Source organism: Planomonospora sp. ID67723 (assembly GCF_015711605.1).
Lineage (GTDB): Bacteria > Actinomycetota > Actinomycetes > Streptosporangiales > Streptosporangiaceae > Planomonospora_A.
Map to the genome: position 1 here is coordinate 961,411 of NZ_JABTEZ010000003.1, position 23,812 is coordinate 985,222.

A 23,812-nucleotide genomic window follows, 5' to 3' on the forward strand; every position below is an offset into this window, starting at 1 on the left:
CGCTCGCGTGTCCGGCCGGGGCCCGAGCCCCCGCCGGCCCGCCCGCTCACGCCTCACTCCCGAGGTACCCGCAGGCCCGCGCCTTCTCCATGGCCCGCTCGAACGCGCCGGGAGCGTCCAGCGCCCCGTCCACCAGCCCGGCGAACCCGATCGCGACCCGCGCGCCGCCGATCGGGGTCAGCGGGACGGTACGGCTCTCGCCCGGGTCGAACCGGACCGTGGAGCCCGCCGGGACCGCCAGCCTGCGTCCGTAGGCGGCGCCCCGGTCGAACCGGAGGCGGGGGTTCACCTCGAAGAAGTGGAAGTGCGAGGTGACACTGATCGGCACGGCGGCGGTGTTGAGGACCTCCACCTCCGTCACGTGGCCCGGCCCGGTCGCGCCGTCCACCGGGCCCGTGCCGTACGGGACGTCCGTGTGGACGGCGGTCCCCGCGCGGGTCGTGGCGCCCATGTGGACGGCGGTGGTGTGAACGGTGCCGGTGTGGACGGCGCCGGTGCGGCCGGTGCTCGTGTGACCGGCGCCCGGTCGGGCACCGGCGCCCTCCTTCGTGAAGGGGACCGGTTCGAGCACGGCGCCGGGCGCCTCGGCGCCCAGGGAACCGCCCCCGATCGGGTCGGTCACCACGGCCAGCCGGGTGCCGTCGTCGAAGACGGCCTCGACCATGACCTCGGTCACGATGTCGGCCACGCCGGGCAGGACGTCGCCCGGGCCGAGCACCGCCCGCCCCGCCTCGATCGCATCGGCCAGCCGGACGCCGTCGCGGGCCGCCTCGCAGACCGCGTCCGCGATCAGCGCGGTGGCCTCCGGCACGTTCAGCCTCAGTCCTCGCGCTCTCCTGGCCCGCGCCAGCTCGGCCGCGGTGAACAGCAGCAGCCGGTCGCGCTCGGTCGGTGTCAGCCGCACGGCCACCCTCCTGTTAGAACCGTCTTCAAACTTAGAGCAGCATTCTAAGCGGGTACGGTGTCACTCATGACTGCCAATCCGGATCCCGTCGCCCGGCCCGAGCCTGCGAGACCGGAGCCACCGGGGCCGGCGCCGTCGGGAACGGACCTGTCCGGGGCGCCGTCGCGGGGGGCGGATCCGTCCGGCGCCGGGTCGTCCGGGGCGGGACCCATGGTCCGGCTGGAGCGTCCCGACATGCGGGCGCACGTGCTGCGGGCGGCGCTGCTGGCGATCGACGAGGTCGGGCCCGAACGCGTGCGGGTCCGGGACATCGCCGAGCGGGCCGGCATGAGCAGTGGTCATGTCATGTACTACTTCGGCAGGCGTGATCGGATCCTGGTCTCCACGCTACTGCTGAGCGAGGACGAACTGGCCGAACGCCGCACCGCCGAGCTGGCGGCCGTCACCGATCCGCGTGAGGCGGTCACCCGTTTCGCGGAGCTGTACCTGCCCTCGGGCGCCAAGGACGTGCGCTGGCGGCTGTGGGCCCAGGCCATCGCCCGGCCGCCGGAGGACGAGGAGACCTTGGCCCGGATCGCCGGCTTCGCCGGCACCTGGGTGCGGGAGCTGGCCGGGATCGTGGCGCGAGGCGCCGGGGCAGGGGTCTTCCGGCCGATCGGCGACGCCGAGCGCCACGCGGCCCGCATGTGCCGCGTCATGGACAGCCTCGCGAGCGACGTGCTGCTCGGCCTGCCCGGCTGCGATGCGGCATGGGCCCGCGACCAGGCCGTACGGGAGATCATGTACGGGCTCGAGCCCTGATCGTGCCCCTTCGGATGCGTACGCGACGGCGGCGCGGTCTCCCGTCTCCGGGCGGAAGCCGCGCACCGTCCGTCCGCCCACCCGTCGGCCCGGCACGGCCCACCGGTAGTCCCGGGAGCCACGCGGGCCGGACCCCGGACGTGCGTCCGGCCGCGCGCGGGTGCCGTACGGCCGCCGGCCGGATTGCTACGTGCTCGCCGAAGGCGCCGGTCTGGAAGGAGAGGGGCCGGCCCGGGCCACCCGGTCCCGGCCGTTCTGCTTGGCCTCGTACAGGGCGATGTCGGCGCGGTGCAGCAGTTCCAGCGGGCTCTCCGCGCCGTCCCACAGCGCCAGGCCGGCGGAGAAGGTCTGGCGCCGGGGGGTGACCAGGCGCAGGGCGGAGAGCAGGTGCTCGGCGGCGTCGAGGTCGCGGCCGGGCATCAGCAGCACGAACTCCTCGCCGCCGTAGCGGGCCAGCATGTCGTCGGCGGTGAGCGCCAGGCTCCAGGCGGTGGCGGCGCCGATCAGCAGGCGGTCGCCGGCCTGGTGGCCGTAGGTGTCGTTGAACAGCTTGAAGCGGTCGAGGTCCATCATCGCGAGGCAGAGCGGCATGCCGGTGTGCGCGGAGCGTTCGTACTCGCGGACGATCTGGGCGTCCAGAGTGCGGCGGTTGGGCAGGCCGGTCAGCATGTCGGTGCGGGCGATCTCGTCGAGGCGGTGGGCCTGGTCCTGCATCCGCCTCAGCAGCCCGGCCATCCGGGCGACCACCAGGATGAAGAGCAGGGCGGAGGTGAGCGTGACGGCCCAGGCGCTCAGCTCGAACCCGAACAGAAGCTGTACGGCCAGCGTGCCGGGGGCGAGCAGGACCACCGCCGTCAGCGTGAGCAGCCGGCGCGTGGTGAAGGACGGGACCGCCTCGGGCGCGGTCCGCAGCAGGTCGGCCGCCGACGGGTGCAGCGCCGCCGAGCCCCAGACCAGGTAGGACATCAGGAAGGGCAGATCGCCCAGGGGCAGGCCCAGGATCTCCTCGCCCTCGGTCGAGATGAAGATCACGTCGGCGACGAGGAGCAGTACCAGGGCGGCGGTGAGCAGGCGGAAGGCGGGTGTCCGCGCACCCGAGACGGTCAGCACCCGGACGAGTCCGGCCAGCAGCACCATATCGGCGAGCGGGTAGCCCAGCGCGATCGTCTGCTCGAAGGCGGAGTCGTAACCGCCGATGTTCGGCTCGATCAGAAGCACCCAGTACGGCAGGGCCAGGCCGACGACGAAGATGGCGCCGTCCAGCACGGCCTCCCGGTCGGCGGGGGAGCGGCGGTGCCGGGCGAGCACGACGAGGGCGGTGGTGACGAGCGGATACTCCAGCAGATAGAACAGGTCGGCCGGAGAAGGGAAGGGATCGGTCAGGGCGATGTGCTTGTAGTGGAGCCACAAGGTGTCGCCGAGGACGGCGGCGAGCTGGCCGAAGCCCATCAACGCCCAGACGACGCCGGTCACGCGGCCGAAGCGGACGGCCGCCCAGATCGCGGCCACGACGCTGGACAGCCCGATCAGGACGTACAGCGCGTCCCGCCAGATGACGTCCGGGAGCAGCATGAAGACCCCCAGGGCGATCACTCCGCCGAGGGGGTAGACATGCCGCGCCCGGAGACCGTCCACGCCGCCCCATCGGCAGGGCGGAGGGACTCTTGAGAGAACCGGGGAGGGCGGATCCGGCGGCGGCTCCACGGCCGGAGGGTGGCCGGGCTGGACCGGGGGAACGAGCGGAGGCCGGCCTCCCTCGATCGGGAGCCGGCCTCTCATCAGGTGAAACTGGTGGACGATACAGGGATTGAACCTGTGACCTCTTCCGTGTCAGGGAAGCGCTCTCCCGCTGAGCTAATCGTCCGTGCGAAGACCAGAGGTGGAGACGGGATTTGAACCCGTGTACACGGCTTTGCAGGCCGTTGCCTCGCCTCTCGGCCACTCCACCGAGCAAGACCCGAGGGCCTCTTTCGAGCGGAAGACGGGATTCGAACCCGCGACCCTCACCTTGGCAAGGTGATGCTCTACCACTGAGCCACTTCCGCGTGTGTTTCCGGTCGGGCCGGTCTCACGCAGAGAACTCTAGCGAATACCTGGCGACTCCCCAAACCGGAATTGCGGCGGGAGTCGTCCGGCGCGCGGAATGTAAGGGGCTAGCATGGCTAGCACCGGTTACATCTAGTGCGAGAGAGTGACACCATGCGCGACAACGTGGTCGTGAACATCGGGCCCGATCCGCTGACCTTCGACGAGGTCGTCGCGGTGGCCAGGCACGGCGCCGCCGTACGCCTCACCGATGACGCCGTGGCCGCCATGGCCGCCGCCCGCACCCGTGTCGACGAGCTCGCCGAGAGTCCTACCCCGGCCTACGGGGTGTCCACCGGATTCGGCGCGCTGGCCACCCGGCACATCGCGCCCGCGCTGCGCGCCCAGCTCCAGCGCTCCCTGGTCCGCTCGCACGCCGCCGGGTCGGGACCCGAGGTGGAGGCCGAGGTGACCCGCGCGCTGATGTTGCTGCGCCTGCACACCCTGGCCACCGGCCACACCGGCGTGCGGCCGAAGACCGCCAAGGTGCTCCAGGACCTGCTCAACGCCCACATCACCCCGGTCGTGCACGAGTACGGCAGCCTGGGCTGCTCCGGCGACCTCGCCCCGCTCTCCCACGTGGCTCTCACGATCATGGGGGAGGGGGTCGTCCGCGACGCCGCCGGCAACCTGACGGGCGCGGCCGAGGCGCTCAAGCAGGCGGGCATCGAGCCGGTCGAGCTGGCCGCGAAGGAGGGCCTGGCGCTCATCAACGGCACCGACGGCATGCTCGGCATGCTGGTCCTGGCGATGGACGACCTGACCCGGCTGCTCAAGACCGCCGACGTCGGCGCCGCCATGAGCGTGGAGGCGCTGCTCGGCACCGACCGGGTCTTCGCCGCGGACCTGCAGGCGTTGCGCCCGCATCCGGGCCAGGCCGCCAGCGCCGCCAACCTCCGCGCGCTGCTGGCGGACTCGGGCATCATGGCCAGCCACCGGGACGGCACCTGCACCCGCGTCCAGGACGCCTACTCGCTGCGCTGCGCCCCGCAGGTCGCCGGCGCCGCGCGCGACACCCTCGCGCACGCCGCCACCGTCGCCGGGCGCGAGCTCGCCTCCGCGATCGACAATCCGGTGGTCCTGGCCGACGGCCGGGTGGAGTCCAACGGCAACTTCCACGGCGCCCCGGTGGGCTACGTGCTGGACTTCCTGGCCATCGCCGTCGCCGACCTGGCGAGCATCTCCGAGCGCCGCACCGACCGCATGCTCGACGTGGCCCGCAACCACGGCCTGCCCGCCTTCCTCGCCGACGACCCCGGCGTGGACTCCGGCCACATGATCGCTCAGTACACCCAGGCCGCGATCGTCTCCGAGCTCAAGCGCCTGGCCGCGCCCGCGAGCGTGGACTCCATCCCGAGCTCCGCCATGCAGGAGGACCACGTCTCCATGGGCTGGTCGGCCGCGCGCAAGCTGCGCCGCGCGGTGGAAGGGCTGACCCGGGTCCTCGCGGTGGAGGTCCTCACCGCGGCCCGCGCGCTCGACCTGCGCGCGCCGCACGAGCCCGCGCCCGCGACCGGGGCCGTGGTGGGCCTCCTGCGCCAGAACGTGCCCGGCCCCGGCCCGGACCGCTTCCTCGCGCCGGAGATCGACTCGGTGGTCCGCCTCGTGGCCGACGGCTCCGTGGTCGCCGCGGCGGAGTCGGTCACCGGCCCGCTGTCCTGAGCCCGGCGGCACCGGGGGCGGGTCCGCTCCCGGGCCGGCGGTCCGATCACCGGCCTCCGGGGACGACCGCCGTCACCTCCACCTCGATCAGCAGTCCCGGCCGGAACAGCCGGGACACCTCCACCGTCGTGCTGGCCGGAGGTTCGCCGGTGATGAAGCGTCGCCGGACGGCCCCGTACTCCGGCAGGCGCGACATGTCGGTGAGGAACGTCCGGATGTGCGTCACGTCGTCGAACGTGCAGCCCTGGTCGGCGAGGATGCGCGCGAGGGACTCCATGACGTGCTCGGACTGGGCCGTCATGTCGTCCTCGCCCAGCACCCTCCCCTCGGCGTCCAGCGCCACCTGCCCGGAGACGGACAGCAGGCTCCCGCTCCGGGTGGCGTGGGAGTAGAGCCCGTTGGTCGCCGGGACCGAGGCGGGATTGACCTTCTCCACCCCGCCCCGGGGAGCCGCCCCACCGGCCTCCCCCACGGCGCGCCCGATGTGCCCGAACACGGCCGTCAGATCCTCGCCGCCCAGCCCGGAGGAGACCGCGGCGGCCAGCCGCTCCCCGGCCGCCGCGGCGAGCGTCTGCACCGGGTGCGCGGCCAGCGCCAGATCCTTGGCCGCCAGGCCGAGGCCGTACCGCCGCTCGAAGGCCCCGCGCTCCACCACCGGGCGGATCCGTCCGGCGAGTGCTCCGAGCGGGGTGGCGCCCAGCACGTCCAGCAGCGCCCCGGGATCCACCCCGGTGGCCCCGCCGTACGCGACCGCCTCGGCCAGCAGCACCTGCGCGGGCACCAGCACGCTCATCACGGCCAGCTTCATCGCCGCCCCCGCGCCCGGCCCGCCGACCTCCCGCACCTCGCCGAAGACCTCGAGCACCTCCCGGCAGCGGGCCAGATCCTCCGGCAGGCCGCCGGCGAGGACCGTCAGAGTGCCGTCCCGGGCCGGTCCCACGCTGCCCAGCACCGGCGCGTCCACCAGCCCGACCCCCGGCGGGAGCCGGTCGCGGAGCCCGGCCACCGCCCCGGGCCCGATCGTGGACATCTCGGCCACGATCGTTCCGGCGCGCAGTCCGGGCACGGCGTCCGCCATCACCCGCAGCACCGCCGCCGGATCACTGAGCATCGTGACGACCAGCTCCGCCTCGGCCACCGCCTCGGCGGGGGAGGCCGCGGACGCGGCCCCCTCGACCACGCGCGGCGTGCGGTTCCACACCGTCACCTTGTGCCCGGCCTCCACGAGTCGCCGGGCCATCGGGGCGCCCATGCGTCCCAGGCCAAGAAAAGCAATCACGTTCCACGACGTTAGGGATATGCGAGGCATTCCACCAGCGACTATCTTTCATGCGACCCATGCGAAGGAGGAATGTGTTCGACACCGACGCCCTGCGGCTGCTGGACGCGGTCGCCAGGACCGGCTCGTTCACCGCGGCCGCCGCCGAACTCGGCTACACCCAGTCCGCGGTCTCCCGGCGCATCGCCTCCCTGGAGCGCCGGGCGGGCGGCCCGCTGTTCGCGCGCCTGGCCCGCGGCGTACGGCTGACGCCCGCCGGAGAGCTGCTCCACCGGCACGCCCGGATCGTCCTCAACCATCTGGCCAAAGCCTCCGACGAGCTGGCCGGAATCCACGGCGGCTACCGGGGCAGGCTCCGCCTGGGCGCGTTCGCCACCGCCAACGTCGCCCTGGTGCCCGGCGCCCTGCGCGCCTTCCGCCGGGAGTTCCCCGACGTCGAGACCGTCCCGGTCGAGGCGCCCAGCGGTGGCCTGCTGCGCCGGATGCGGGAGGGCGGCCTGGACGTCGCGGTGGTCAGCGACTACCCGTCGGGCCTGCCGTACGACGACGAGGTCGAGATGATCGAGCTGGCCGGGGACGAGCTGCTCGTGGCGCTGCCCGGCGACCACCCGCTGGCGGCGGGCGACGGCGTCGACCTGCGCGAGCTGCGGGAGGAGACCTGGCTGGAGGCGGCCCCGCCCGGCCGGCGGACCATGCTCGGCGACGCCTGCGCCCGGGCGGGGTTCACCCCTCGCGCGACCGTGAGGATCGCCGAGTGGACCGGGAAGTTCGGCTTCGTGGCGGCGGGGCTCGGGATCACGCTGGTGCCCGCCCTCGCCGCATGGGCCGTGCCGGACGGCATCGCCCTCCGCTCGCTGGGCGAGTTCGCGCCGCGCCGTACGGTCTCCGCCGCGCTCCCGCGGGCGCCCCTGCCTGCGGCCCGCGCGTTCGTGCGCTTCCTGGCGGAGGCGGTGCCGGCAGCTCCGGCCGGAGCGGCGGGCGGACAACCGGGACGATAGGCAGGCGGGACAATAGGAGGGTGCACGACTCCTTCGCCCATGTCGGAGGCCGCCTGGCCACCCGGCTCCTCGACGTCACCACCGACCTGTCCGCGCTGGACGGCCGGGGGTGGTGGGCCGTCGTGGTCGACTACGAGGGCAAGGTCACCTGCGCCCGGTTCGCCGACGTCCGCCCCGCCCCGCTGCCCGCGCCGCGCGCTCCCTGGTACGGCCCGCACCCGTCGGCGTGGCGGAGTTCGCTGGACCGGGCCGCCTACGAGGCCGGGGTGCGACGCATCCGCGAGCACATCGAGCGCGGCGACGTCTACCAGGCCAACCTGTGCCGGGTGCTCACCGCGCCGCTGCCCGGGGACCCGGATCCGGCGGCGCTGGCCGTACGGCTGGCGGAGGGCAACCCCGCCCCGCACGCCGCCACGGTGAGCCTGCCCGGCCTGAGCGTGGTCTCGGCCTCACCGGAGCTCTACCTGTCCCGGGAGGGCGACGTGATCGAGTCCCGTCCGATCAAGGGGACCGCCGTCACCGTCGAAGACCTGCTGGAGAAGGACTACGCCGAGAACGTGATGATCGTCGACCTGGTCCGCAACGACCTGGGCCGGGTCGCAGCCGTGGGCTCGGTGAGCGTCCCGGCGCTGTGCGAGGTCGAGGAGCACCCCGGCCTGGTGCACCTGGTCTCCACGGTCCGGGCCCGGCTCGCGCCGGAGTTCGGATGGCAGGAGCTGTTCTCCGCGACATTCCCTCCGGGTTCGGTGACCGGTGCACCGAAATATTCCGCTCTACGCATCATCAATGAGCTCGAGCCCGAGCCCCGGGGGCCCTACTGTGGTGCTGTGGGCTGGGTCGACGCCGACCGGGACCGGGCGTCGCTGGCTGTGGGGATCCGCACCTTCTGGCTCTCCGCCGGTGAGATCCACTTCGGCACGGGCGCGGGCATCACCTGGGGGAGCGACCCGCGGCGCGAGTGGCGGGAGACCGAGCTGAAGGCGTCCCGGCTCATCGCGCTCGCCTCCACTCCGTAGAAGACCCGACAAGGAGATCTGATGAACACACCCGTATGGGTCAACGGGGAACTGATCGATCCGGCGAAGGCCGTCGTCTCGGTGTTCGACCACGGCCTCATGGTCGGCGACGGCGTCTTCGAGACGATCAAATGCGTGAACGGCGCCTCGTTCGCCCTGACCCGGCACCTGGACAGGCTCCGGCTCTCCGCCCGGCGGATGGAGCTGCCCGAGCCCGACACCGACGCCATCGCCGAGGGGGTCCGGGCCTGCCTCGCCGGAGCCCCCTCCTGGCCGCTCGGCCGGATCCGCATCACCTACACCAGCGGTCCCGGCCCGCTCGGCTCCGACCGCGGGGACCAGGGCACCACCACCGTGATCATCGTCGGTGAGCAGAAGCCGTTCCCCGCCACCGCCGACGTCACCGTGGTGCCCTGGCCGCGCAACGAGCGCGGCGCGCTGTCGGGGGTGAAGAGCACCTCCTACGGCGACAACGCCAAGGCCCTCTTCTACGCCAAGGCCCGCGGCGGCGGCGAGGCGATCTTCGGCAACACGGCGGGGAACCTCTGCGAGGGCACCGGCAGCAACGTCTTCATCGTGCGCGACGGCCGCCTGGTCACCCCCACCCTCGACTCCGGCTGCCTGGCCGGGGTCACCCGGGCGCTCGTCCTGGAGTGGTGCGGCGGAACCGAGGAGGACGTGCCGCTGGAGGCCCTCCACGAGGCCGAGGAGGCGTTCCTGACCTCGACCACGCGCGACGTCCAGCCGATCCGCGCGGTCAGCGGGACCGTGCTCCCGGTCGCGCCCGGCCCGGTCACCGCCAAGGCGATGCGGGTCTTCGCCGAGCGTTCCGGCGCCGACCTCGACCCGTGATCGGCGCCGGGTTCCCGTACGGCGCGGGCCGTACGGGAACCCGGACCGCGGGGCGGCCGCCCCAGCCGGAGGTCTCAGTAGGCGGTCTGGGTCTGGGCGTTGAGCTCCGTCATCTTGGCGCTCTTGGCCGGGTCGGTGAGCGGGTCGTCGATCCGGAGCACGTCCAGGCCCTTGGTGATGTCACTGGAATAGATGTGGCCGTTGTAGTAGTAGGCCGACCAGGAGCCGGCGAGTCCCTCGACCGGGCCGCGCTCGAAGAAGCCGACCTCCCGGGGGTTGGCGGAGTCGGTGAAGTCCCAGACCGACACCCCGCCCTGGTACCACGACTGGACCATGATGTCCTTGCCGGGGACCGGCAGCAGCGAGCCGTTGTGGGCGACGCAGTTCTCGCCCTGCTGCTGCTCCCTGGGGATCTTGAAGTAGCCGCGGAGCGTCAGGGTGCGGTCGCCGGAGAGGTCGTAGACGGCGCTCGCGCCCTTGGTCCTCGGGGTGCCGCGGTCGCAGGTGGCGGACATGCCGCCGCCCAGCTCGTCCCCGAAGACCACCTTGGTGCCGTCGTTGTTGAAGGTGGCCGAGTGCCAGATGGAGAAGTTCTCCCTGTCGCTCACGTGCTGGAGCACTTTGGGGTTCACCCGGTCGGTGATGTCCAGCAGGATGCCGTCGCCGAAGCAGGCCGCGGCGGCCAGGTTCTTCTCCGGGTAGGCCGTGATGTCGTGGCAGCCGCCGATGCTCTGGCCGCCGATGTCCACCGTGCCGCCCGGGCCTCCGGAGATCACCGGGTTGGCGGCGACCTTGGCCGCCGCGGGGTTCCCGGTGGGCACCTCGACGATCGAGAAGATGTTGTGCGGGTCGGGGCAGGTCGGCGTCCCCTCGGGTCCGGGGGCGGAGACGTAGAGATAGACCGTCTGCGGGTCCTCGCCCGGCACGAGGGTGTGGGTGTGCGAGCCGCAGGGGGTGCTGACCGCCGAGACGAACTTCGGACGGGCCTTGTCGGTGATGTCGAAGATCCGGATGCCCTCCCAGCCGCCCTCGCCGTCCGACTCGCCGTCGTCGCAACCGGGGCCACCGCGCGGCCGGTCCACGGAGAGGAACAGCAGGTTCCCGGTCACCGAGACGTCGTTCTGCTCGCCGGGACAGAGCACCTGGCTGACCACGGCCGGCTTGGCCGGGTCGGAGATGTCGAACACGCTGAAGCCGCCGAAGTTGCCCACGTACGCGTGGTCGCCCTGGAACGCCAGGTCGGTGCCCCAGTCCTGCGGCCCGTTGAGCGGGGCCCGCGGCGGCACGTTGGCCACATGAGTGACGTTGGCGCTGTGCAGGACCTCGCCGGAGCGTTCCACCGACGAGCCGGAAGGCGCGCCGGAACTCGCCGCGGACGGCGGGGGCGCGGGATCCGAGGACTCGGGATCCGCGCCGCAGCCTGCCACTACGAGCATCGCCGCCAGCGCGAATGCCACGGTTGATCGCACATTGCCCCCATCGCTTGGATTGTTTTACATCATTATTGATGTTATGCGGGGTATGTATCGGTCGGGTGGCACTCTTGTCATGATCTTGCTGGCGGCGGTCCTGTCGGGGTGCTCGGAATCGGGGCCCGAGGAAGGGGCGCCGCTGGTGGCGGGCACCGGCGCGCCGGTCGTCATCCCCGGTGACCCCGGAGACCCCGGTCGTACGGCCACACCCGGCGAGCGGCTCGGCGAGCCGGAGGCGCGGGTGAGCGCGGCGGACGTGCGCTTCGCCGAAGGCATGATCCCGCACCATCGGCAGGCGCTGGAGATGGCGGCGCTGGTCCCGGAACGGTCGTCCTCGGAGACGGTGCGGAAGCTCGCCGAGCGGATCACCGCGGCGCAGCGGCCCGAGATCGCCGCCATGACCTCGTGGCTGGAGTCGGTCGGCCGCGCTCCCGGGGAGCACGAGGACCACACGGTGAGCCAGGAGCAGATGAACCGTCTCAGGACCGCCCGGGGCGCCGCCTTCGACGAGCTCTTCCTGACCCTGATGATCGCCCATCACGAGGCGGCGCTGACGATGGCCGCCGAGGAACTGCGGGAGGGCACCGACCGGGCCATGCGCGCCACGGCCGCCGACGTCGTCTCCGGGCAGAACATCGAGATCTCCCGGATGCGGGAGATCCTCGAACGTTAGCCGGGAGAGGGGTCAGGAACTCCAGAGCATGTTGCTCAGCTCGGAGTCGAGGTCCATGAAGTCGGTCTCCCGGCCTGCGGGGACCAGCTCGTAGGTCCGGTGCAGGAACTCGGTGAGCGGGGCGAGCGGCACCTCGAACAGGGCCTGCCCGAACGGTGAGGTGAGGCTGATGTGCAGGGTCCGTTCGCCGTCGGCGCGGGCCGGCCATACCTGGACGTCTCCGTCGCCGACCCGTCGCACGATGCCGACGGTCAGCAGCTCACGGGCGAAGATCCACTCGACCGGCTCGTCGTTGCCCACGTGGAAGGCCATCCTGATCGCGTACGGATCATCGGCCGTATAGCTGAGTCCGGCGAGCAGGGGGACGGTGGTACGGTCGGGGACCACAAGCCGAAGGCCCAGCTCGGCAGAGACGGTGGTGCTGTTCATCGTCAGCCAAACCTTTTCGTCGTCGGTCCCCTCTTCGGGGCTTTCAGTGCTCTGGTCGGACCTCGTCCGCCCTATGAGGCGGAACGAAGAGACCTGTAGGAGAGATTCCGCCTCCAGGCCCTTCTGTAACGCACATCACAGCGCGACATTTTGGCACCTACCTGGCTAAACGTCATCAACGGGGTCGTATTTACGAGGGTTTTGCGCATCGTTTCCATCACGGTCGACTCCCCAGCCGGGGCGTCTCGGGTGATAGAGGTCTAGCCACGGTCGTACGGTACTTCTTCGTATCAGGATGATGCTATGACACCGTAGCGTCCCATCGGGCACATCACTGCCCCTTTGCCCCCGATCGCGTCGCACCGCGTCGCCACCACCCCATGATCGCGCCTTCGCGGGCTCCGCTTCGCGAGCGGTCCCGGATTGCTGTATGGTTTTCCACGTCGGCACCGCGAAGGAGCCGGACAGGGCGGGCGATTAGCTCAGCGGGAGAGCGCTTCGTTCACACCGAAGAGGTCACTGGTTCGATCCCAGTATCGCCCACACATGTGAGACGCAGGTCAGAGCCTGTCGGTTGACATCAACCGGCGGGCTCTTCTGTTTCCTCTGGACGTCGATTCCTCTGAACGTCGACGGAAGCCATCGGGGAGCCGTCTCACTCGGACTCCGCCCGCCGGCTGTCGCCGAAGACGGTGTTCACGGTGTGGGCACCTTTCGTGATCACCCGGCTTGAGCTGGTGCCGGTACACGGCCTCGGTGACCGGCGGGCGCCCTTCACCGTCGTGGCGGACGCACCCCGGTCGCGGGGCCCGGCCGAGGCGTTTCCGCCCGAGGTCCGCGCGACGGGCGGGGGCGTCTCCGATCCGCGTACGGCGCGCCGTACGCTGCCTGAGATCCTCGGAAAAAGTTCGGCGGTCGTGTCGATCCGCGGCACCGCCCGTTCGACCTATGCATGAGAAGGGCTGGAAGGGCCCGGACGATCCAGGGAGACGGAAACCATGAAGTACATGCTGATCTGGCGCGCCACCGACGAGGCCTTCGAGAAGATGGCGGGCGTCGACTTCGACGAGATGCTCGAGACCGTCGGAAAGTACAACGACGAGCTGATCCGGGCCGGTGTCCTGGTCGCCGCGGAGGGACTCGCCGACGCGGCCGAGGGCGTGGTCGTCGACTACTCCTCCGAGCCGCCCGTGGTCACCGACGGCCCGTACGGCGAGACCAAGGAGCTGTTCGGCGGGTTCTACATCCTCAACGTGACCTCCAAGGAGGAGGCCGTCGAGTGGGCCAAGCGCTCGCCGATCACCGGCGCGGGCTTCAAGGCCGAGATCCGCCGGGTCACCACGATCGACGAGTTCCCGCAGAACAACGAGTGGGTTCAGAAGGAGCGGGCGTGGCGCGAGGCCACCGGTCAGCTCTGAGCGGATCGACAGGAACTGACAGAGGATGGCAGACCCCACCGGCCGTGAGGCCGTCGCCGCCGTCTGGCGGATCGAGTCCGCGCGGATCGTCGGTGCGCTCGCCCGCTACACCGGCGACTTCGCGCTGGCCGAGGACCTCGCCCAGGAGGCGCTGGCCGAGGCCCTGGTGACCTGGCCGCGCGAGGGGGTGCCCCGCCATCCCGCGGGCTGGTTGCTCACCGTCGGCCGGCGCCGGGCGATCGATGCCTTCCGCCGGCGCTCCGCCCTCGATGACAGGTACACGGTGCTCGCGCGCGACCTGGGCGAGGGGGGCATCGCCTCGGGGAGCGTACCCGCCGATCCGGTCCGGGACGCCGGGGACGTGCTGTGGGATCCGGACCAGATCGACGACGACATGCTCGCGTTGATGTTCGTCTCCTGCCATCCCGTCCTGTCGAGGGAGGCGCGGGTGGCGCTCACCCTGCGGGTGGTCGGCGGTCTGACGAGCGACGAGATCGCCCGGGCGTTCCTCGTCCCGACCGCCACCGTGCAGGCCCGGATCACCCGGGCAAAGAAGATCCTCGGGGCGGCCCGGGTGCCGTTCGCGGTGCCGCCGGCCCGGGAGCGGGCCGAGCGGCTCGGCGCGGTGCTCAGCGTGATCTATCTGATCTTCACCGAGGGGTCCTCGGCCAGCTCCGGTGACGACCTGATCCGGCTCGACCTGGCGAGCGAGGCGCAGCGCCTGGCGCGGGTGCTGGCCCGGCTGGTGCCGGACGAGCCCGAGGTGCACGGCCTGCTGGCCCTGCTGGAGCTGACCGCGGCGCGTTTTCCCGCCCGCACCGGACCGGACGGCGAGCCGGTGCTTCTGGAGCACCAGGACCGCCGCCGCTGGGACCGCGCCGCGATCCGCCGGGGACGGGCCGCCCTGGCCCGTGCCGAGCGGGCCGGCCGAGGTCTGGGCGCCTACGGCCTGCAGGCCGCGATCGCCGAGTGCCACGCCGTCGCGCCATCGGTCGACGCGACGGACTGGGAGCGCGTCGTGCTCATCTACGAGGCGCTCGGCCGGCTCGCGCCCTCACCTGTGGTCGATCTCAACCGGGCGGTGGCGCTCTCCATGGCCAGGGGGCCGGCTGCGGCGCTGTCGATCGTGGACGAGCTGACGGCCACCGAGGCGCTGGCGGGCTCGCACCTGCTGCCGGGCGTCCGCGGGGAGTTGCTCACCCGCCTGGGCCGGACCGGCGAGGCACGCGCCGAGTTGGAGCTCGCCGTACGTTTGTGCGGCAACAAGCGTGAGCGGGCGGTGCTGGAGCGCAAGCTCGCTGATCTCGGCTGACCGTGAGGTGAGCATCGCAGCAGGGGCGGCTCCGGCGGAAAAGACGTCGAGCCTCCCTCTCGTGTGGCAGGTGCTCGTGACCTCCACCGTCTCACTCCACGGTTATCACCACATTCCCGCGCTTGTGTCCTGATTCCACATAGCGGTGGGCCTCGGCGGCCTGCTCCAGCGGATAGCGCCTGTCTATGATGATTTTCAACCCGTCCGCTTCGATGAGTCCCTTGAGGAAGAGCAGCGCTTCGTTCTTGTCGACCGACATCCCGGCCATCACCCTCTTGCCGCCCGCCATCGAGGTCCACAACATCAGGAAGTGGTTCTTCAGGCCCGTCGTCGGAAGGTAGCACCCGTTCTTCTTCAGAGACCCCCTGCACTGCGAGAACGAGCTCTTGGTCACCGTGTCGAAAATTATGTCGTATGTCTCGCCGTTTTTGGTGAAGTCCTCCTTGGTGTAGTCGATCACCTTGTCGGCCCCCAGGGACCTGACCAGCTCCATGTTCCCGGTGCTGCACACCCCGGTGACCTCCGCCCCGAAGTACTTGGCGAGCTGCACCGCATAGGTGCCTATGCTTCCCGAGGCGCCGTTGATGAGGACTCTCTGCCCGCTCTGGATGTTCGCCTTGTCCTTGAGGAAGAACAACGCCGTCGACGCCCCGTCGACCGCTGCGGCGGCCTCCTCGTAGGTGCTGTTGGCGGGCTTCAACGCCAGCGACCCTTTTTCCGGCATGCATTTGTACTCGGCGCAGGCGCCGACGTTGAAACCGGCGAACCCGAAAACCTGGTCACCTTTCTTGAAGCGCCGTACGTCTTTTCCCACCGATTCGATCTCCCCGGCCATCTCGAGCCCGAGTGTTCTCATCCTCTTTCTGGGCCTCCTGAGACCGAGGATGATCCTGCCCCATCGCGGCTCCCCCCTCCGCATCGCGCACTCCGCCGACGTCACCGACGTCGCATGCACCTTTATCAGCACTTCCTTGTCTCCGGGAGCGGGCTTCGGCACCTCCTGGATCCCGAGAACATCCGGAGAACCGTACCGAGTGAATAAAACCGCTTTCATCCGTGCATCTCCCTGCTCGACCGGCGAGGGTTCCGGCCCCATTCCGCTTCCACTGCTTCATGGGTTCAACGCCGAACGGAGGGAAGGGGTTCCCTCTGAAGGTGCAGGAACCGGTTCCCTATACATAAATATCCACAAACCGGTTATTTATCTTAAAAACGGTCGAAACCATCGATTTGGTGGATCTTTCCGCTGGCCGCGCCGTACCGCCGGGGCCGTACCCCGCGCCTCTGGTCCGGCCATCGCGGACCGTCACCCCCGACCGGTGGCAGGGGAGAGCCGGGCCTGCAGTTCTGCCGCTCCGGGGCCGGTCAGTCGCGACAGGGCGACCGTCCTGCCGGTCAGTGAGAGCAGGATCGCCGAGATGGGCCCCTCGACCCGTCGGCCCCGCCCCGCGGACCAGGGGCAGTCGGTGGCGGCGAGTTCGAGTCCGTCCAGCCGCGGCCACATCCGGAGGGGCCACTTCGTGGTCCAGACGCGGGTCGCGGCGGCGGCCGCCGCCCGCACCGGCATGGGCCGGTCCCGCCCGAGCGGGATCGCGATGTCCTGCCCGTGCACGAGGGCGTCGATGAGCGGTTCGAGGTGGGTCACGCCGGGGGCCTTCCTCCGCGATCCCGCCATGCCCCGCAGCAGCGCGCCGTAGTGCCGCACGGGCAGCCCGGCCTGCCGTACGGCGCTGTCGTGGATCATGCGGTTTATGTCTCCCCTGGCCTTCAGCAGCCAGTATGCCCCCGTCAGCACGCGTGTCTGGGCGAGTGTCAGGTGGGCCGCGACGTCGCGCACCCGCCAGCCTGCGCACAGGGACGCGGTCTCCCACTCCTGCTCGGACAGATCGTCGAAGAGGTCCGCGAGGCCGGACCTCTCGTGGTCGATCGCTTGCCACACCTCATCGCGGTCCATCTCGGCCTCCCGCCGTAGCCGTCCGCAATCTGGTACGATAATAGTACTAATTTAGTTCGATAATCTGTCCATCGTCAAGAGGGTTCGGATGAGCGAGGACTCACCTCAGGACCGGCTGAACCTCGGCCTCCTCTGTTTCTTCCCCTATCGGGCGATGGAGGCCCGGGTCATGGAGGCCGTGGCCGCGGCCGGCTTCGACGACGTCACCCTCGCGCAGAGCAGGGTCTTCCAGCGGATCGGCCCGGAGGGCACGCGGGTGACCGACCTGGCCGAGCAGGCCAGGATCAGCAAGCAGACGGCCGGCTTCCTCGTCGACCAGCTCGAGCGCGCCGGCTACGTGGAGCGGGTGCCGGACCCGGCCGACGCACGGGCCCGGCTGGTGCGGATCGCTCCCCGGGGCGAGGCGGCCGTCGCGGTCGCCAAGGCGGTCGAGGCCGAGGTCGAGGCCGAGTGGACACGACATCTCGGCAAGCGGGACGCCGCCCACCTCCGCCGCGCTCTCATCCGCCTGCGTGAGATAACCGATCCTTACCGGTGACGGCCGGCGCCGCCCGGCCGTCAGGCGCACGGACGGGCCGGCGCCTTGCGCGGGCCGGCTTGCGCAAGGGATTTCCGCACACCGGATATGAGGACAAGGACGTGGAAGCGGGCGCGAGCCCCTGATCCCATCGGACGGGGGCCCGGGCCCATCCACCGTCGGAGGCTCACATGTTCTCTGTCCGATGTACGTCTGCACTCGCAGGGGTGGCGCTCGTCGCCGTATCAGTGCTCACCGTCCACGCTCCGGCCGTCGCCGACGCCGCCCGGGGCATCGGGGACTTCAACGCCGACGGGTTCGACGATCTCGTCGTCGCTTCCCCGCTGGAGGACGTGGGCGGCGTCCAGGACGCCGGAGTCGTACGGATCTTCTACGGCGGGCCGGACGGCCCCGCCTCGGGCGGTGTCCAGACGATCACCCAGAACTCCGGCAACCTCGGCGGCAACGCCGAGCCGGCGGATCGTCTCGGCGCCGCCATCGCCGTAGGGGACTTCCTGTTCGGAGCCGGGTCGGAGCTGGTGATCGGCGTTCCCGGCGAGGACGATGACGAGATCGCCGGAGACCAGGCCGACTCCGGCGTGATCCATATCCTGACCGGCGGCACGGGTGTCCTGCTCAACGCCAGCACCGCGATCACGCTGGACCCGGTGGGCGCGCAGCTGGGCCTTGCCGAGGTCGAGGCGGGGGATCAGTGGGGAGCGGCGCTCGCGGTCGGGAGGGCCGGCCGGTCCGGTTCGGATCTGGCCGTGGGCGGTCCGGGCGAGGACCTCGCCGTGGTCGACGCCGGCGCGGTCGACGTGCTCCACTTCGAGGGCGGCGTGCTGTCCGGCGCGCGCCGGCTGCACCAGGACGAAAGCCTGGTCGAGGGCGTCGCGGCCGCCGGGGACCGGTTCGGCGCCGCCGTCGCGATGGGCAACTTCGACGGTGACAGTTTCGACGACCTGGCCGTGGGCGTCCCGGCCGACCAGCAGAACAGCGTCGACCCCGGCGGCGAGGTGAACGTCTTCTACGGCGCCAGTCCCGTTCCGCTGACCGGAGCCGACGATCAGCTGTGGGCCCAGGGCGCGCTGCCCGGCGGGCGGGAGCCCGAGGACGCCTTCGGCGCCGCGCTGGCGGTCGGTGACTTCGACGGGGGCCCCGACGACCTGGTCATCGGCGCTCCGGGGGAGACCGGCGGATCGGGCGTGGTCCACGTCGTGTACGGCACCGCCGGGGGCCTGGGCACGGCTCGCACCCAGCTGTGGAGCCAGAGCTCGGCGGGTGTCTCCGAGACCTCCGACCCGGGCGACCGCTTCGGCGCGGTGCTGGCGGCCGGCGACTTCAACGGCGACAACCAGGACGACCTGGCCATCGGCGTGCCCGAGGAGGACCGCGAGGTCGACAACCGGTCCGACGTCGGCGGGGTGAACGTCCTGTACGGCGAGAACGACGGGCCCAACTCGCCTGACGATCCGGCCCTCGGGGTCGACCACCAGCAGTTCTTCGTGCAGATATCGATCGGCGCCAACGCCGAGCAGGGCGACCGGTTCGGCGCGGGCCTGGCCGCGGGCGACTACGACGACAACGGCGAGGCCGACCTGGCGGCCGGGGTGCCGGGCGAGAACGTCTCGGGCGCGGCGGGCGCCGACCACGGCCAGGTCAACGTCGTGTACGGCAAGGGCCCGATCTTCTCCTTCGGGGGGCTCGATCCCGACTCCAGCCTGACGATCCAGCGTCCGGCCACCCCCCAGGCGGGCGGCCAATTCGGTGCCGTCCTGCGCTGAGCTCCCGCGCCGGGGCATCGAGAGAAGGCCCGGCCACCCTGTGGCGCGTCCCGGATCCGGGACGCGCCACTCTGCAGCACGGAGCCGGTTCACCGGGCCTCCGGAGCTTCGCGTCGTGGCGGTGACCGGATCCTTTGCGGGTTGTTGACTCACAGTAGTTATCAAATTACTTTGAGTGAAGCAACGGGGCTCGGGCACAGCCGGATCCCCGCTCCTGCCCTGCCGACGCCGAGCGGAGGTGGCCCGTTCCGGTGAGGCCGGCAGCCGCACTCCGCACCACCCGCCACCTCAACCGTTCCCGTCACGAGCTCAGCCCCGCACGGGCCGCCGGCCTCCCCGCCGCCCGGACCCGTGACGGCTGCGGCCCGTACCCGTTTCCCGCCGACGAGAGGAGTGGTGGCATGGCGACCGGCCACGACAGCACGACCGGGTTCCTGACCGAACTCCAGGTGAGCGTCGGCTCGGCGCCCGGCGGCCGGTCGGCCGGTGAGATCCTGGCCGAGGCCCGGGCGATCACCGAACCGGCTCACCGGGCGGCGGTGGAACGACTGCCCGATGAGATACGGCACATCACCGGATACCACGCCGGCTGGTGGGACGCCGACGGGCGGCCCTGCGCCGACACCGGGAAAACGGTCCGCCCGGCACTGGTCCTGGCGTGCGCGCGGGCGATCGCCGATGGCGCCGGCCGGCCCGATCGGGCCGGACCGGAGGCCGGGGCGGTGCGCGCGGCGATTCCGGCGGCGGTGGCGGTGGAGCTGGTACACGACTTCTCACTCCTGCACGACGACGTGATGGACGGTGACCCGATCCGGAGGCACCGCCCGGCCGCCTGGGCGGTGTTCGGGACCGGCAGCGCCGTCCTGACCGGCGACACCCTGGTCACTCTGGCCCTGGACATGCTGGCCGACGCCGGGGCCGGCGCGAAGGTGCTGACCACGGCGCTGCTGAGGTTGTGCGGCGGGCAGAACGCCGACCTGGTGTTCGAAGGGCGCAGCGATGTCACCATCGCCGAATGCATGACCATGGTGGCGGGCAAGACCGGTGCACTGATGGGCTGCGCCTGCGAGCTGGGGGCGCTGGCCGGCGGCGCCGATCCGGCTCGCGCGGCCCGGCTGCGTGAGTTCGGCGAGCATCTGGGCCTGGCCTTCCAGCTGGTCGACGATCTGCTCGGCATCTGGGGAGATCCCGGGATCACGGGCAAACCCGTGCACAGCGATCTGGCGGCGCGCAAGAAAAGCCTTCCGGTGGTGGCCGCGCTGACCTCACGGACACCGGCCGGTGCGCGCCTGGCGCGGCTGTACGAACAGAAAGGCACCCTGGACGCGCAGGCCCTGGCACGGGCCGCGCAGCTCGTCGACGCCTCCGGCGCCCGGCGCTGGGCACAGGAGCAGGCCCGCCACCATATGGAGACCGCTCTGGAGTGTCTCGGACGGGCCGATCCGGCTCCGGAGGCCGCGGCGGACCTTCGGACCCTGGCCCGGCTCGTCGTCCACCGGGACCGCTGACATGACCGTCCGGGGACGCCTGCGACCACCGGCAGGCCCGGGCGGAGGCCTCGAGCCCGCCGCGCCGACGGCGTCCCGGCACGTCACGCTCGCACGACACACCGCTTCACCACCAGGAGACCTCTATGCCCTATGAGGCCAGCACCCCCGCGCCCCTGCCGCCCGCGGAGGCGGCCCGTGTCATGGCCGACCTCCAGCCGCCGCCGCTGTTCTGCCCGATCGACCCGGCGGTCAACCCCGCCGCCCAGCGCGTCGAGCAGCGCGCCGTCGCCTGGGTCGACGAGGCCGGCTTCTGCGCCGACCCGAGTGAGCGGGCCTGGGTGATCGCGACCAAGAGCGCCGACTTCTACGCCCGGTTCGCCCCGCACGCCGGTGAAGACGGGCTGCTCGCCGCCGTCCTGTGGGTGTACTGGGGGTTCGCCTTCGACGACGCCCGTTGTGACAGCGGGCACTTCAGCCACCATCTCGCCGAGTTCGTCCCCATGGCCGCACGCGTGCAGCGGGCGCTGGAACGCCCCTGCCCCGACGCGGCGGACGACGCGTACGCCCGGGCCCTTCACGACATCGCGACGCGCTTCCGCCGTACGGCCACCCCCGTGCAGTTCCACCGGTTCGTCGCCGCGCACCGTGCCTGGCTGGCGGGCGTGACCTGGCAGATCGCCAACCAGGCGACGGGCACCATGCCCTCCCTGGAGGACTACATCACCATGCGTCTGCACTCGGCAGGCGGGGAGCCGACCTTCGCGATGCTGGAGATCGCCAACGGAATGGAGGTCCCGGCCGCGGAGATGGACGGCCCCGCGTTGCGCGCGCTGACCGAGATGGCCATCCTGACCGCGGCGCTGGACAACGACCGTCACTCGCTGACCAAGGAGCTGAGCCGCCGGCAGACCGGCCAGAACGTCTACACCGTGCTGCTGCACCGGCACGCCGGCTCCCTCGCCGAGGCCATGCACGAGGCCGCGCGCTTGCGTGATCGCGTCCTGTGCCGGTTCCTGCGGTTGCGGGAGACCGTGCGGCCCCGGCTGAGCACCGCCGCCGGCTGCTATGTCGACGGGCTCGCCCACGGCATCCGGGGCAACGCCGAATGGGGCCTGCGCGTCCCCCGGTACCTCAGCCGCGGGTTCACCCCGGACGAGCCCGGGGACACCCCCATCACCTGGGCCGAAGGCCCCTTGGACGACAGGCCGCTGACCCTGCCCACCGTGGCCTGGTGGTGGGACCCCGAGCTGTGACCCCGGCGCGTCGCGGGTGGTGTCCGCCGTGCCGGAGGCGGGTCAGAGGCCGCCCGGCGGAACGTTCTTCCGCCGCGACCACCACAGCAGGCCGCCGACGGCGATCGCGGCGGCGAGCAGTCCCTTGGTGTCGCCACGCCGTGCGCCCCTGGCGCGCAGGGAGCCGATGCGTACGGTGAAGTCCCGGTTGGCCATGTCCCGGATCAGCCCGCGAAACTGCTCGGGCGCCAGCGTGTTGCCGATCATCAGGTCCATCGCCGTGCGAGCGGCCTGGATCTCCGAGACGGACTCCGCGGCCAGGCGGATGAGGATGTCGCGCAGTTCCTCTTCGAAGACCTCGGTGAGAGCCAGCTCCGGTGCCAGGTACCGGACCGACCCCTCGATGTTGGCGAACGACTTGCCCAGCAGGGACACCACCGGGCTGGTCTGGATGCCGCGGCGGGTGGAGTACTTCAGCACCGACGTCAGGGTGACGCCGAAGTCGAGGTCCTCCAGTGACGCGGTCGCGATCTTGGGAACCAGGATGGCCATGTCACCGGCGAAGCCGGCGATGTCCGCCCAGGGGGTGGCCTTGCCCAGCTCCACCCAGGCGCGGGCGAGGCCGGGGCCGTCGTTGTGCGCCAGGCTCAGCAGGACCGTCATCATCGTCATGCTCATGCGCCGGTCGACCCGTCCGACCATGCCCCAGTCGATCAGATGGGCCTTCTCGCCCGGTGCGACCAGGATGTTGCCGGGGTGCGGATCGGCGTGGAAGAACCGGTCCACGAAGTAGCCGCGGTACATGAACGCCAGCAGATCGCGGCCGATGCCGACCCGCTGCTTCTCGGGGAGCGACTGCCTGTCGACCTCCCGGATGGACCGGCCCGGTGCCAGGCTTTGCACCAGCACCTTGGGTGTCGCCCAGATCACCTCCGGCACGTCGAGATACTCGAACTCCTCGACCAGTCTCCGGGCCCGGTTCATGTTGGCGGCCTCGACGGTGAAGTCGAGCTCGGCCTCCATGGCGTCGAAGATGACGTTGAGCATGGACTCGACGTCGATGACGGCGTTGAAGTCGGGAAAGCACCTGGCGACGAGGCGGGCGGCCTTGCGCATCATCGCCATGTCGTCGAGCACGATCGAGCGGATGTCGGGTCTTTGAATCTTGAGAACCGCGCTGCCGCCCCCGGGCAGGACCACCTTGTAGGCCTGGGCGAGCGAGGCGGACCCGAGGGGCCGCGCATGCTCGATCCTGTCGAAGCGGCGTTCCCAGCCGGGTCCCAGCTCGGCGGCCAGCACCGGCTCGAAGATCGAGAAGGGGGCCACGGACACGTGGTCGTGCAGCTTCGCCAGCTCGGCCATGGTGGCCGGAGAGACGATGTCCGGACGCGTCGACAGCATCTGCCCGGCCTTGACGTAGAAAGGGCCCAGGCGCTCCAGCGCCTGCCGGACGGCCTGCGCGGCGACCGGATCGTCATGGTCACCGGTCTTGCGCCGCCCCCGTCCCGACAGCGCCCTGGCCGCTCCGGCGCCGGCGAGTTCGGCGAGCACTCCGGTCACGGTGAGCAACCGCCTGGAACTCATGCGTCTCCCCGGATTCGGAGGGTGGTGTGACGGCGGCCGACCGGGTCGGCCGCCGTCTGCGGCGGCCGGTCCAGCACGCGGGCCAGGGCGTCCGGGGCCGCCTGCGCACAACGCGGCAGCGTGCTGCGCAGGACTTCGACCAGCACCTCGTTGGTGCACTCCGCCCCGGTGTGCTGCCGGTGCGCCCGGAAAGACCGCCCGGACCGCACGTCGTCACACAGCTCGTCCAGACCGATGTGACGGTGCTCGTCGAGGTCGTAGAGCCGCCCGTCGGCCTTCAGGCGCAACCGTCTGGGCCGTCGCCCCCGGTCACCCGGGGGAAGTCCGCCGGTCATCCCCGGCCTTCCCCC

21 protein-coding genes and 4 tRNA genes are annotated in these 23,812 nt (G+C 71.4%); 13 read left to right on the forward strand and 12 right to left on the reverse strand.

What is annotated here, in order from left to right:
• Positions 1-46 precede the first annotated feature (46 nt).
• Positions 47-904: an urease subunit gamma gene (gene ureA / locus HS041_RS25880; protein WP_196443385.1), complete on the reverse strand. Its 858-nt coding sequence runs from the start codon at positions 902-904 to the stop codon at positions 47-49.
• A gap of 210 nt (positions 905-1,114) precedes the next feature.
• Between ureA and HS041_RS25885 the strand changes: the two genes are divergently transcribed.
• Positions 1,115-1,705 (forward strand): TetR/AcrR family transcriptional regulator, encoded by a 591-nt coding sequence (locus HS041_RS25885; protein WP_196443386.1) that lies wholly within the window; start codon positions 1,115-1,117, stop codon positions 1,703-1,705.
• 186 nt (positions 1,706-1,891) lie between these two features.
• Here HS041_RS25885 and HS041_RS40170 read toward each other — a convergent pair whose 3' ends face one another.
• The 4 genes from HS041_RS40170 to HS041_RS25905 all read right to left on the reverse strand — a co-directional run bounded on the left by HS041_RS40170 (position 1,892) and on the right by HS041_RS25905 (position 3,750).
• Positions 1,892-3,340, reverse strand: a complete 1,449-nt coding sequence (locus tag HS041_RS40170) for a GGDEF domain-containing protein (protein WP_196443387.1) — start codon at positions 3,338-3,340, stop codon at positions 1,892-1,894.
• A 154-nt stretch (positions 3,341-3,494) separates the two neighbouring features.
• Positions 3,495-3,569 (reverse strand) — tRNA-Val (locus tag HS041_RS25895).
• A 13-nt stretch (positions 3,570-3,582) separates the two neighbouring features.
• Positions 3,583-3,653 (reverse strand) — tRNA-Cys (locus HS041_RS25900).
• Between the two features lie 25 nt (positions 3,654-3,678).
• Positions 3,679-3,750: transfer RNA gene (locus HS041_RS25905), tRNA-Gly, on the reverse strand.
• Between the two features lie 154 nt (positions 3,751-3,904).
• Here HS041_RS25905 and hutH point away from each other — a divergent pair.
• Complete coding sequence (hutH, locus tag HS041_RS25910) at positions 3,905-5,452, forward strand: histidine ammonia-lyase (RefSeq protein WP_196443388.1); 1,548 nt, start codon at positions 3,905-3,907, stop codon at positions 5,450-5,452.
• 46 nt (positions 5,453-5,498) lie between these two features.
• Here the strand turns inward: hutH and HS041_RS25915 are convergent, their stop codons facing one another.
• Complete coding sequence (locus tag HS041_RS25915) at positions 5,499-6,731, reverse strand: NAD(P)-binding domain-containing protein (protein ID WP_196443389.1); 1,233 nt, start codon at positions 6,729-6,731, stop codon at positions 5,499-5,501.
• 59 nt (positions 6,732-6,790) lie between these two features.
• Here HS041_RS25915 and HS041_RS25920 point away from each other — a divergent pair, with 59 nt between their 5' ends.
• Genes HS041_RS25920 through HS041_RS25930 form a run of 3 tightly spaced genes read left to right on the forward strand, consistent with a single transcriptional unit; the run spans position 6,791 to position 9,597 of the window.
• Positions 6,791-7,729, forward strand: coding sequence for a LysR family transcriptional regulator (locus HS041_RS25920; protein WP_230879605.1), 939 nt, complete (start codon positions 6,791-6,793; stop codon positions 7,727-7,729).
• A 20-nt stretch (positions 7,730-7,749) separates the two neighbouring features.
• Positions 7,750-8,745 (forward strand): chorismate-binding protein, encoded by a 996-nt coding sequence (locus tag HS041_RS25925; protein WP_196443391.1) that lies wholly within the window; start codon positions 7,750-7,752, stop codon positions 8,743-8,745.
• Positions 8,746-8,766: 21 nt separating this feature from the next.
• Positions 8,767-9,597: an aminotransferase class IV gene (locus HS041_RS25930; RefSeq protein WP_196443392.1), complete on the forward strand. Its 831-nt coding sequence runs from the start codon at positions 8,767-8,769 to the stop codon at positions 9,595-9,597.
• A 74-nt stretch (positions 9,598-9,671) separates the two neighbouring features.
• Here the strand turns inward: HS041_RS25930 and HS041_RS25935 are convergent, their stop codons facing one another.
• Complete coding sequence (locus tag HS041_RS25935) at positions 9,672-11,054, reverse strand: LVIVD repeat-containing protein (protein WP_307845471.1); 1,383 nt, start codon at positions 11,052-11,054, stop codon at positions 9,672-9,674.
• A gap of 91 nt (positions 11,055-11,145) precedes the next feature.
• Between HS041_RS25935 and HS041_RS25940 the strand changes: the two genes are divergently transcribed.
• The gene (locus HS041_RS25940; protein WP_230879606.1) at positions 11,146-11,742 is read left to right on the forward strand and encodes a DUF305 domain-containing protein; all 597 of its coding nucleotides are present in this window, start codon (positions 11,146-11,148) and stop codon (positions 11,740-11,742) included.
• A 12-nt stretch (positions 11,743-11,754) separates the two neighbouring features.
• Here the strand turns inward: HS041_RS25940 and HS041_RS25945 are convergent, their stop codons facing one another.
• Complete coding sequence (locus HS041_RS25945; protein WP_184948568.1) at positions 11,755-12,171, reverse strand: SsgA family sporulation/cell division regulator; 417 nt, start codon at positions 12,169-12,171, stop codon at positions 11,755-11,757.
• A 471-nt stretch (positions 12,172-12,642) separates the two neighbouring features.
• On the opposite strand from HS041_RS25945, the gene HS041_RS25950 reads away from it, so the two are divergent.
• From HS041_RS25950 to HS041_RS25960, 3 genes are all read left to right on the forward strand, one after another.
• Positions 12,643-12,714 (forward strand) — tRNA-Val (locus HS041_RS25950).
• Positions 12,715-13,169: 455 nt separating this feature from the next.
• On the forward strand, positions 13,170-13,589 hold the full coding sequence (locus tag HS041_RS25955) for a YciI family protein (protein ID WP_196443394.1): 420 nt from the start codon (positions 13,170-13,172) through the stop codon (positions 13,587-13,589).
• 25 nt (positions 13,590-13,614) lie between these two features.
• Complete coding sequence (locus HS041_RS25960) at positions 13,615-14,901, forward strand: RNA polymerase sigma factor (RefSeq protein WP_196443395.1); 1,287 nt, start codon at positions 13,615-13,617, stop codon at positions 14,899-14,901.
• Positions 14,902-14,992: 91 nt separating this feature from the next.
• On the opposite strand, the gene HS041_RS25965 is transcribed toward HS041_RS25960, so the two are convergent.
• Both HS041_RS25965 and HS041_RS25970 read right to left on the reverse strand, forming a co-directional pair.
• The gene (locus HS041_RS25965; protein ID WP_196443396.1) at positions 14,993-15,997 is read right to left on the reverse strand and encodes an NAD(P)-dependent alcohol dehydrogenase; all 1,005 of its coding nucleotides are present in this window, start codon (positions 15,995-15,997) and stop codon (positions 14,993-14,995) included.
• Positions 15,998-16,207: 210 nt separating this feature from the next.
• Positions 16,208-16,855, reverse strand: a complete 648-nt coding sequence (locus HS041_RS25970; protein ID WP_196443397.1) for a maleylpyruvate isomerase family mycothiol-dependent enzyme — start codon at positions 16,853-16,855, stop codon at positions 16,208-16,210.
• An 88-nt stretch (positions 16,856-16,943) separates the two neighbouring features.
• Here HS041_RS25970 and HS041_RS25975 point away from each other — a divergent pair, with 88 nt between their 5' ends.
• The 4 genes from HS041_RS25975 to HS041_RS25990 all read left to right on the forward strand — a co-directional run bounded on the left by HS041_RS25975 (position 16,944) and on the right by HS041_RS25990 (position 21,899).
• Positions 16,944-17,393, forward strand: coding sequence for a MarR family winged helix-turn-helix transcriptional regulator (locus tag HS041_RS25975; protein WP_196443398.1), 450 nt, complete (start codon positions 16,944-16,946; stop codon positions 17,391-17,393).
• 206 nt (positions 17,394-17,599) lie between these two features.
• Positions 17,600-19,156 (forward strand): FG-GAP repeat protein, encoded by a 1,557-nt coding sequence (locus HS041_RS25980; protein ID WP_196443399.1) that lies wholly within the window; start codon positions 17,600-17,602, stop codon positions 19,154-19,156.
• Positions 19,157-19,557: 401 nt separating this feature from the next.
• Complete coding sequence (locus HS041_RS25985) at positions 19,558-20,664, forward strand: polyprenyl synthetase family protein (protein WP_196443400.1); 1,107 nt, start codon at positions 19,558-19,560, stop codon at positions 20,662-20,664.
• A 125-nt stretch (positions 20,665-20,789) separates the two neighbouring features.
• A complete protein-coding gene (locus HS041_RS25990) occupies positions 20,790-21,899 on the forward strand; it encodes a terpene synthase family protein (RefSeq protein ID WP_196443401.1) in 1,110 nt (369 codons plus the stop codon).
• A gap of 42 nt (positions 21,900-21,941) precedes the next feature.
• On the opposite strand, the gene HS041_RS25995 is transcribed toward HS041_RS25990, so the two are convergent.
• Positions 21,942-23,462: an ABC1 kinase family protein gene (locus HS041_RS25995; RefSeq protein WP_196443402.1), complete on the reverse strand. Its 1,521-nt coding sequence runs from the start codon at positions 23,460-23,462 to the stop codon at positions 21,942-21,944.
• A complete protein-coding gene (locus HS041_RS26000) occupies positions 23,459-23,797 on the reverse strand; it encodes a polyhydroxyalkanoate synthesis regulator DNA-binding domain-containing protein (RefSeq protein WP_196443403.1) in 339 nt (112 codons plus the stop codon). The genes HS041_RS25995 and HS041_RS26000 overlap by 4 nt, the downstream gene beginning before the upstream one ends.
• Positions 23,798-23,812: the final 15 nt, after the last annotated feature.

Coding starts and splice junctions, on each gene's coding strand:
- HS041_RS25955 (WP_196443394.1), top strand. CDS start 13,170: ATGAAGTACATGCTGATCTGGCGCGCCACCGACGAGGCCTTCGAGAAG.
- hutH (WP_196443388.1), top strand. CDS start 3,905: ATGCGCGACAACGTGGTCGTGAACATCGGGCCCGATCCGCTGACCTTC.
- HS041_RS26000 (WP_196443403.1), bottom strand. CDS start 23,797: ATGACCGGCGGACTTCCCCCGGGTGACCGGGGGCGACGGCCCAGACGG.
- HS041_RS25970 (WP_196443397.1), bottom strand. CDS start 16,855: ATGGACCGCGATGAGGTGTGGCAAGCGATCGACCACGAGAGGTCCGGC.
- HS041_RS25940 (WP_230879606.1), top strand. CDS start 11,146: ATGATCTTGCTGGCGGCGGTCCTGTCGGGGTGCTCGGAATCGGGGCCC.
- HS041_RS25990 (WP_196443401.1), top strand. CDS start 20,790: ATGCCCTATGAGGCCAGCACCCCCGCGCCCCTGCCGCCCGCGGAGGCG.
- HS041_RS25965 (WP_196443396.1), bottom strand. CDS start 15,997: ATGGGGCCGGAACCCTCGCCGGTCGAGCAGGGAGATGCACGGATGAAA.
- HS041_RS25945 (WP_184948568.1), bottom strand. CDS start 12,171: ATGAACAGCACCACCGTCTCTGCCGAGCTGGGCCTTCGGCTTGTGGTC.
- HS041_RS25995 (WP_196443402.1), bottom strand. CDS start 23,462: ATGAGTTCCAGGCGGTTGCTCACCGTGACCGGAGTGCTCGCCGAACTC.
- HS041_RS25985 (WP_196443400.1), top strand. CDS start 19,558: ATGGCGACCGGCCACGACAGCACGACCGGGTTCCTGACCGAACTCCAG.
- HS041_RS25930 (WP_196443392.1), top strand. CDS start 8,767: ATGAACACACCCGTATGGGTCAACGGGGAACTGATCGATCCGGCGAAG.
- HS041_RS25885 (WP_196443386.1), top strand. CDS start 1,115: ATGGTCCGGCTGGAGCGTCCCGACATGCGGGCGCACGTGCTGCGGGCG.
- HS041_RS25975 (WP_196443398.1), top strand. CDS start 16,944: ATGAGCGAGGACTCACCTCAGGACCGGCTGAACCTCGGCCTCCTCTGT.
- HS041_RS25920 (WP_230879605.1), top strand. CDS start 6,791: ATGCGAAGGAGGAATGTGTTCGACACCGACGCCCTGCGGCTGCTGGAC.
- HS041_RS25960 (WP_196443395.1), top strand. CDS start 13,615: ATGGCAGACCCCACCGGCCGTGAGGCCGTCGCCGCCGTCTGGCGGATC.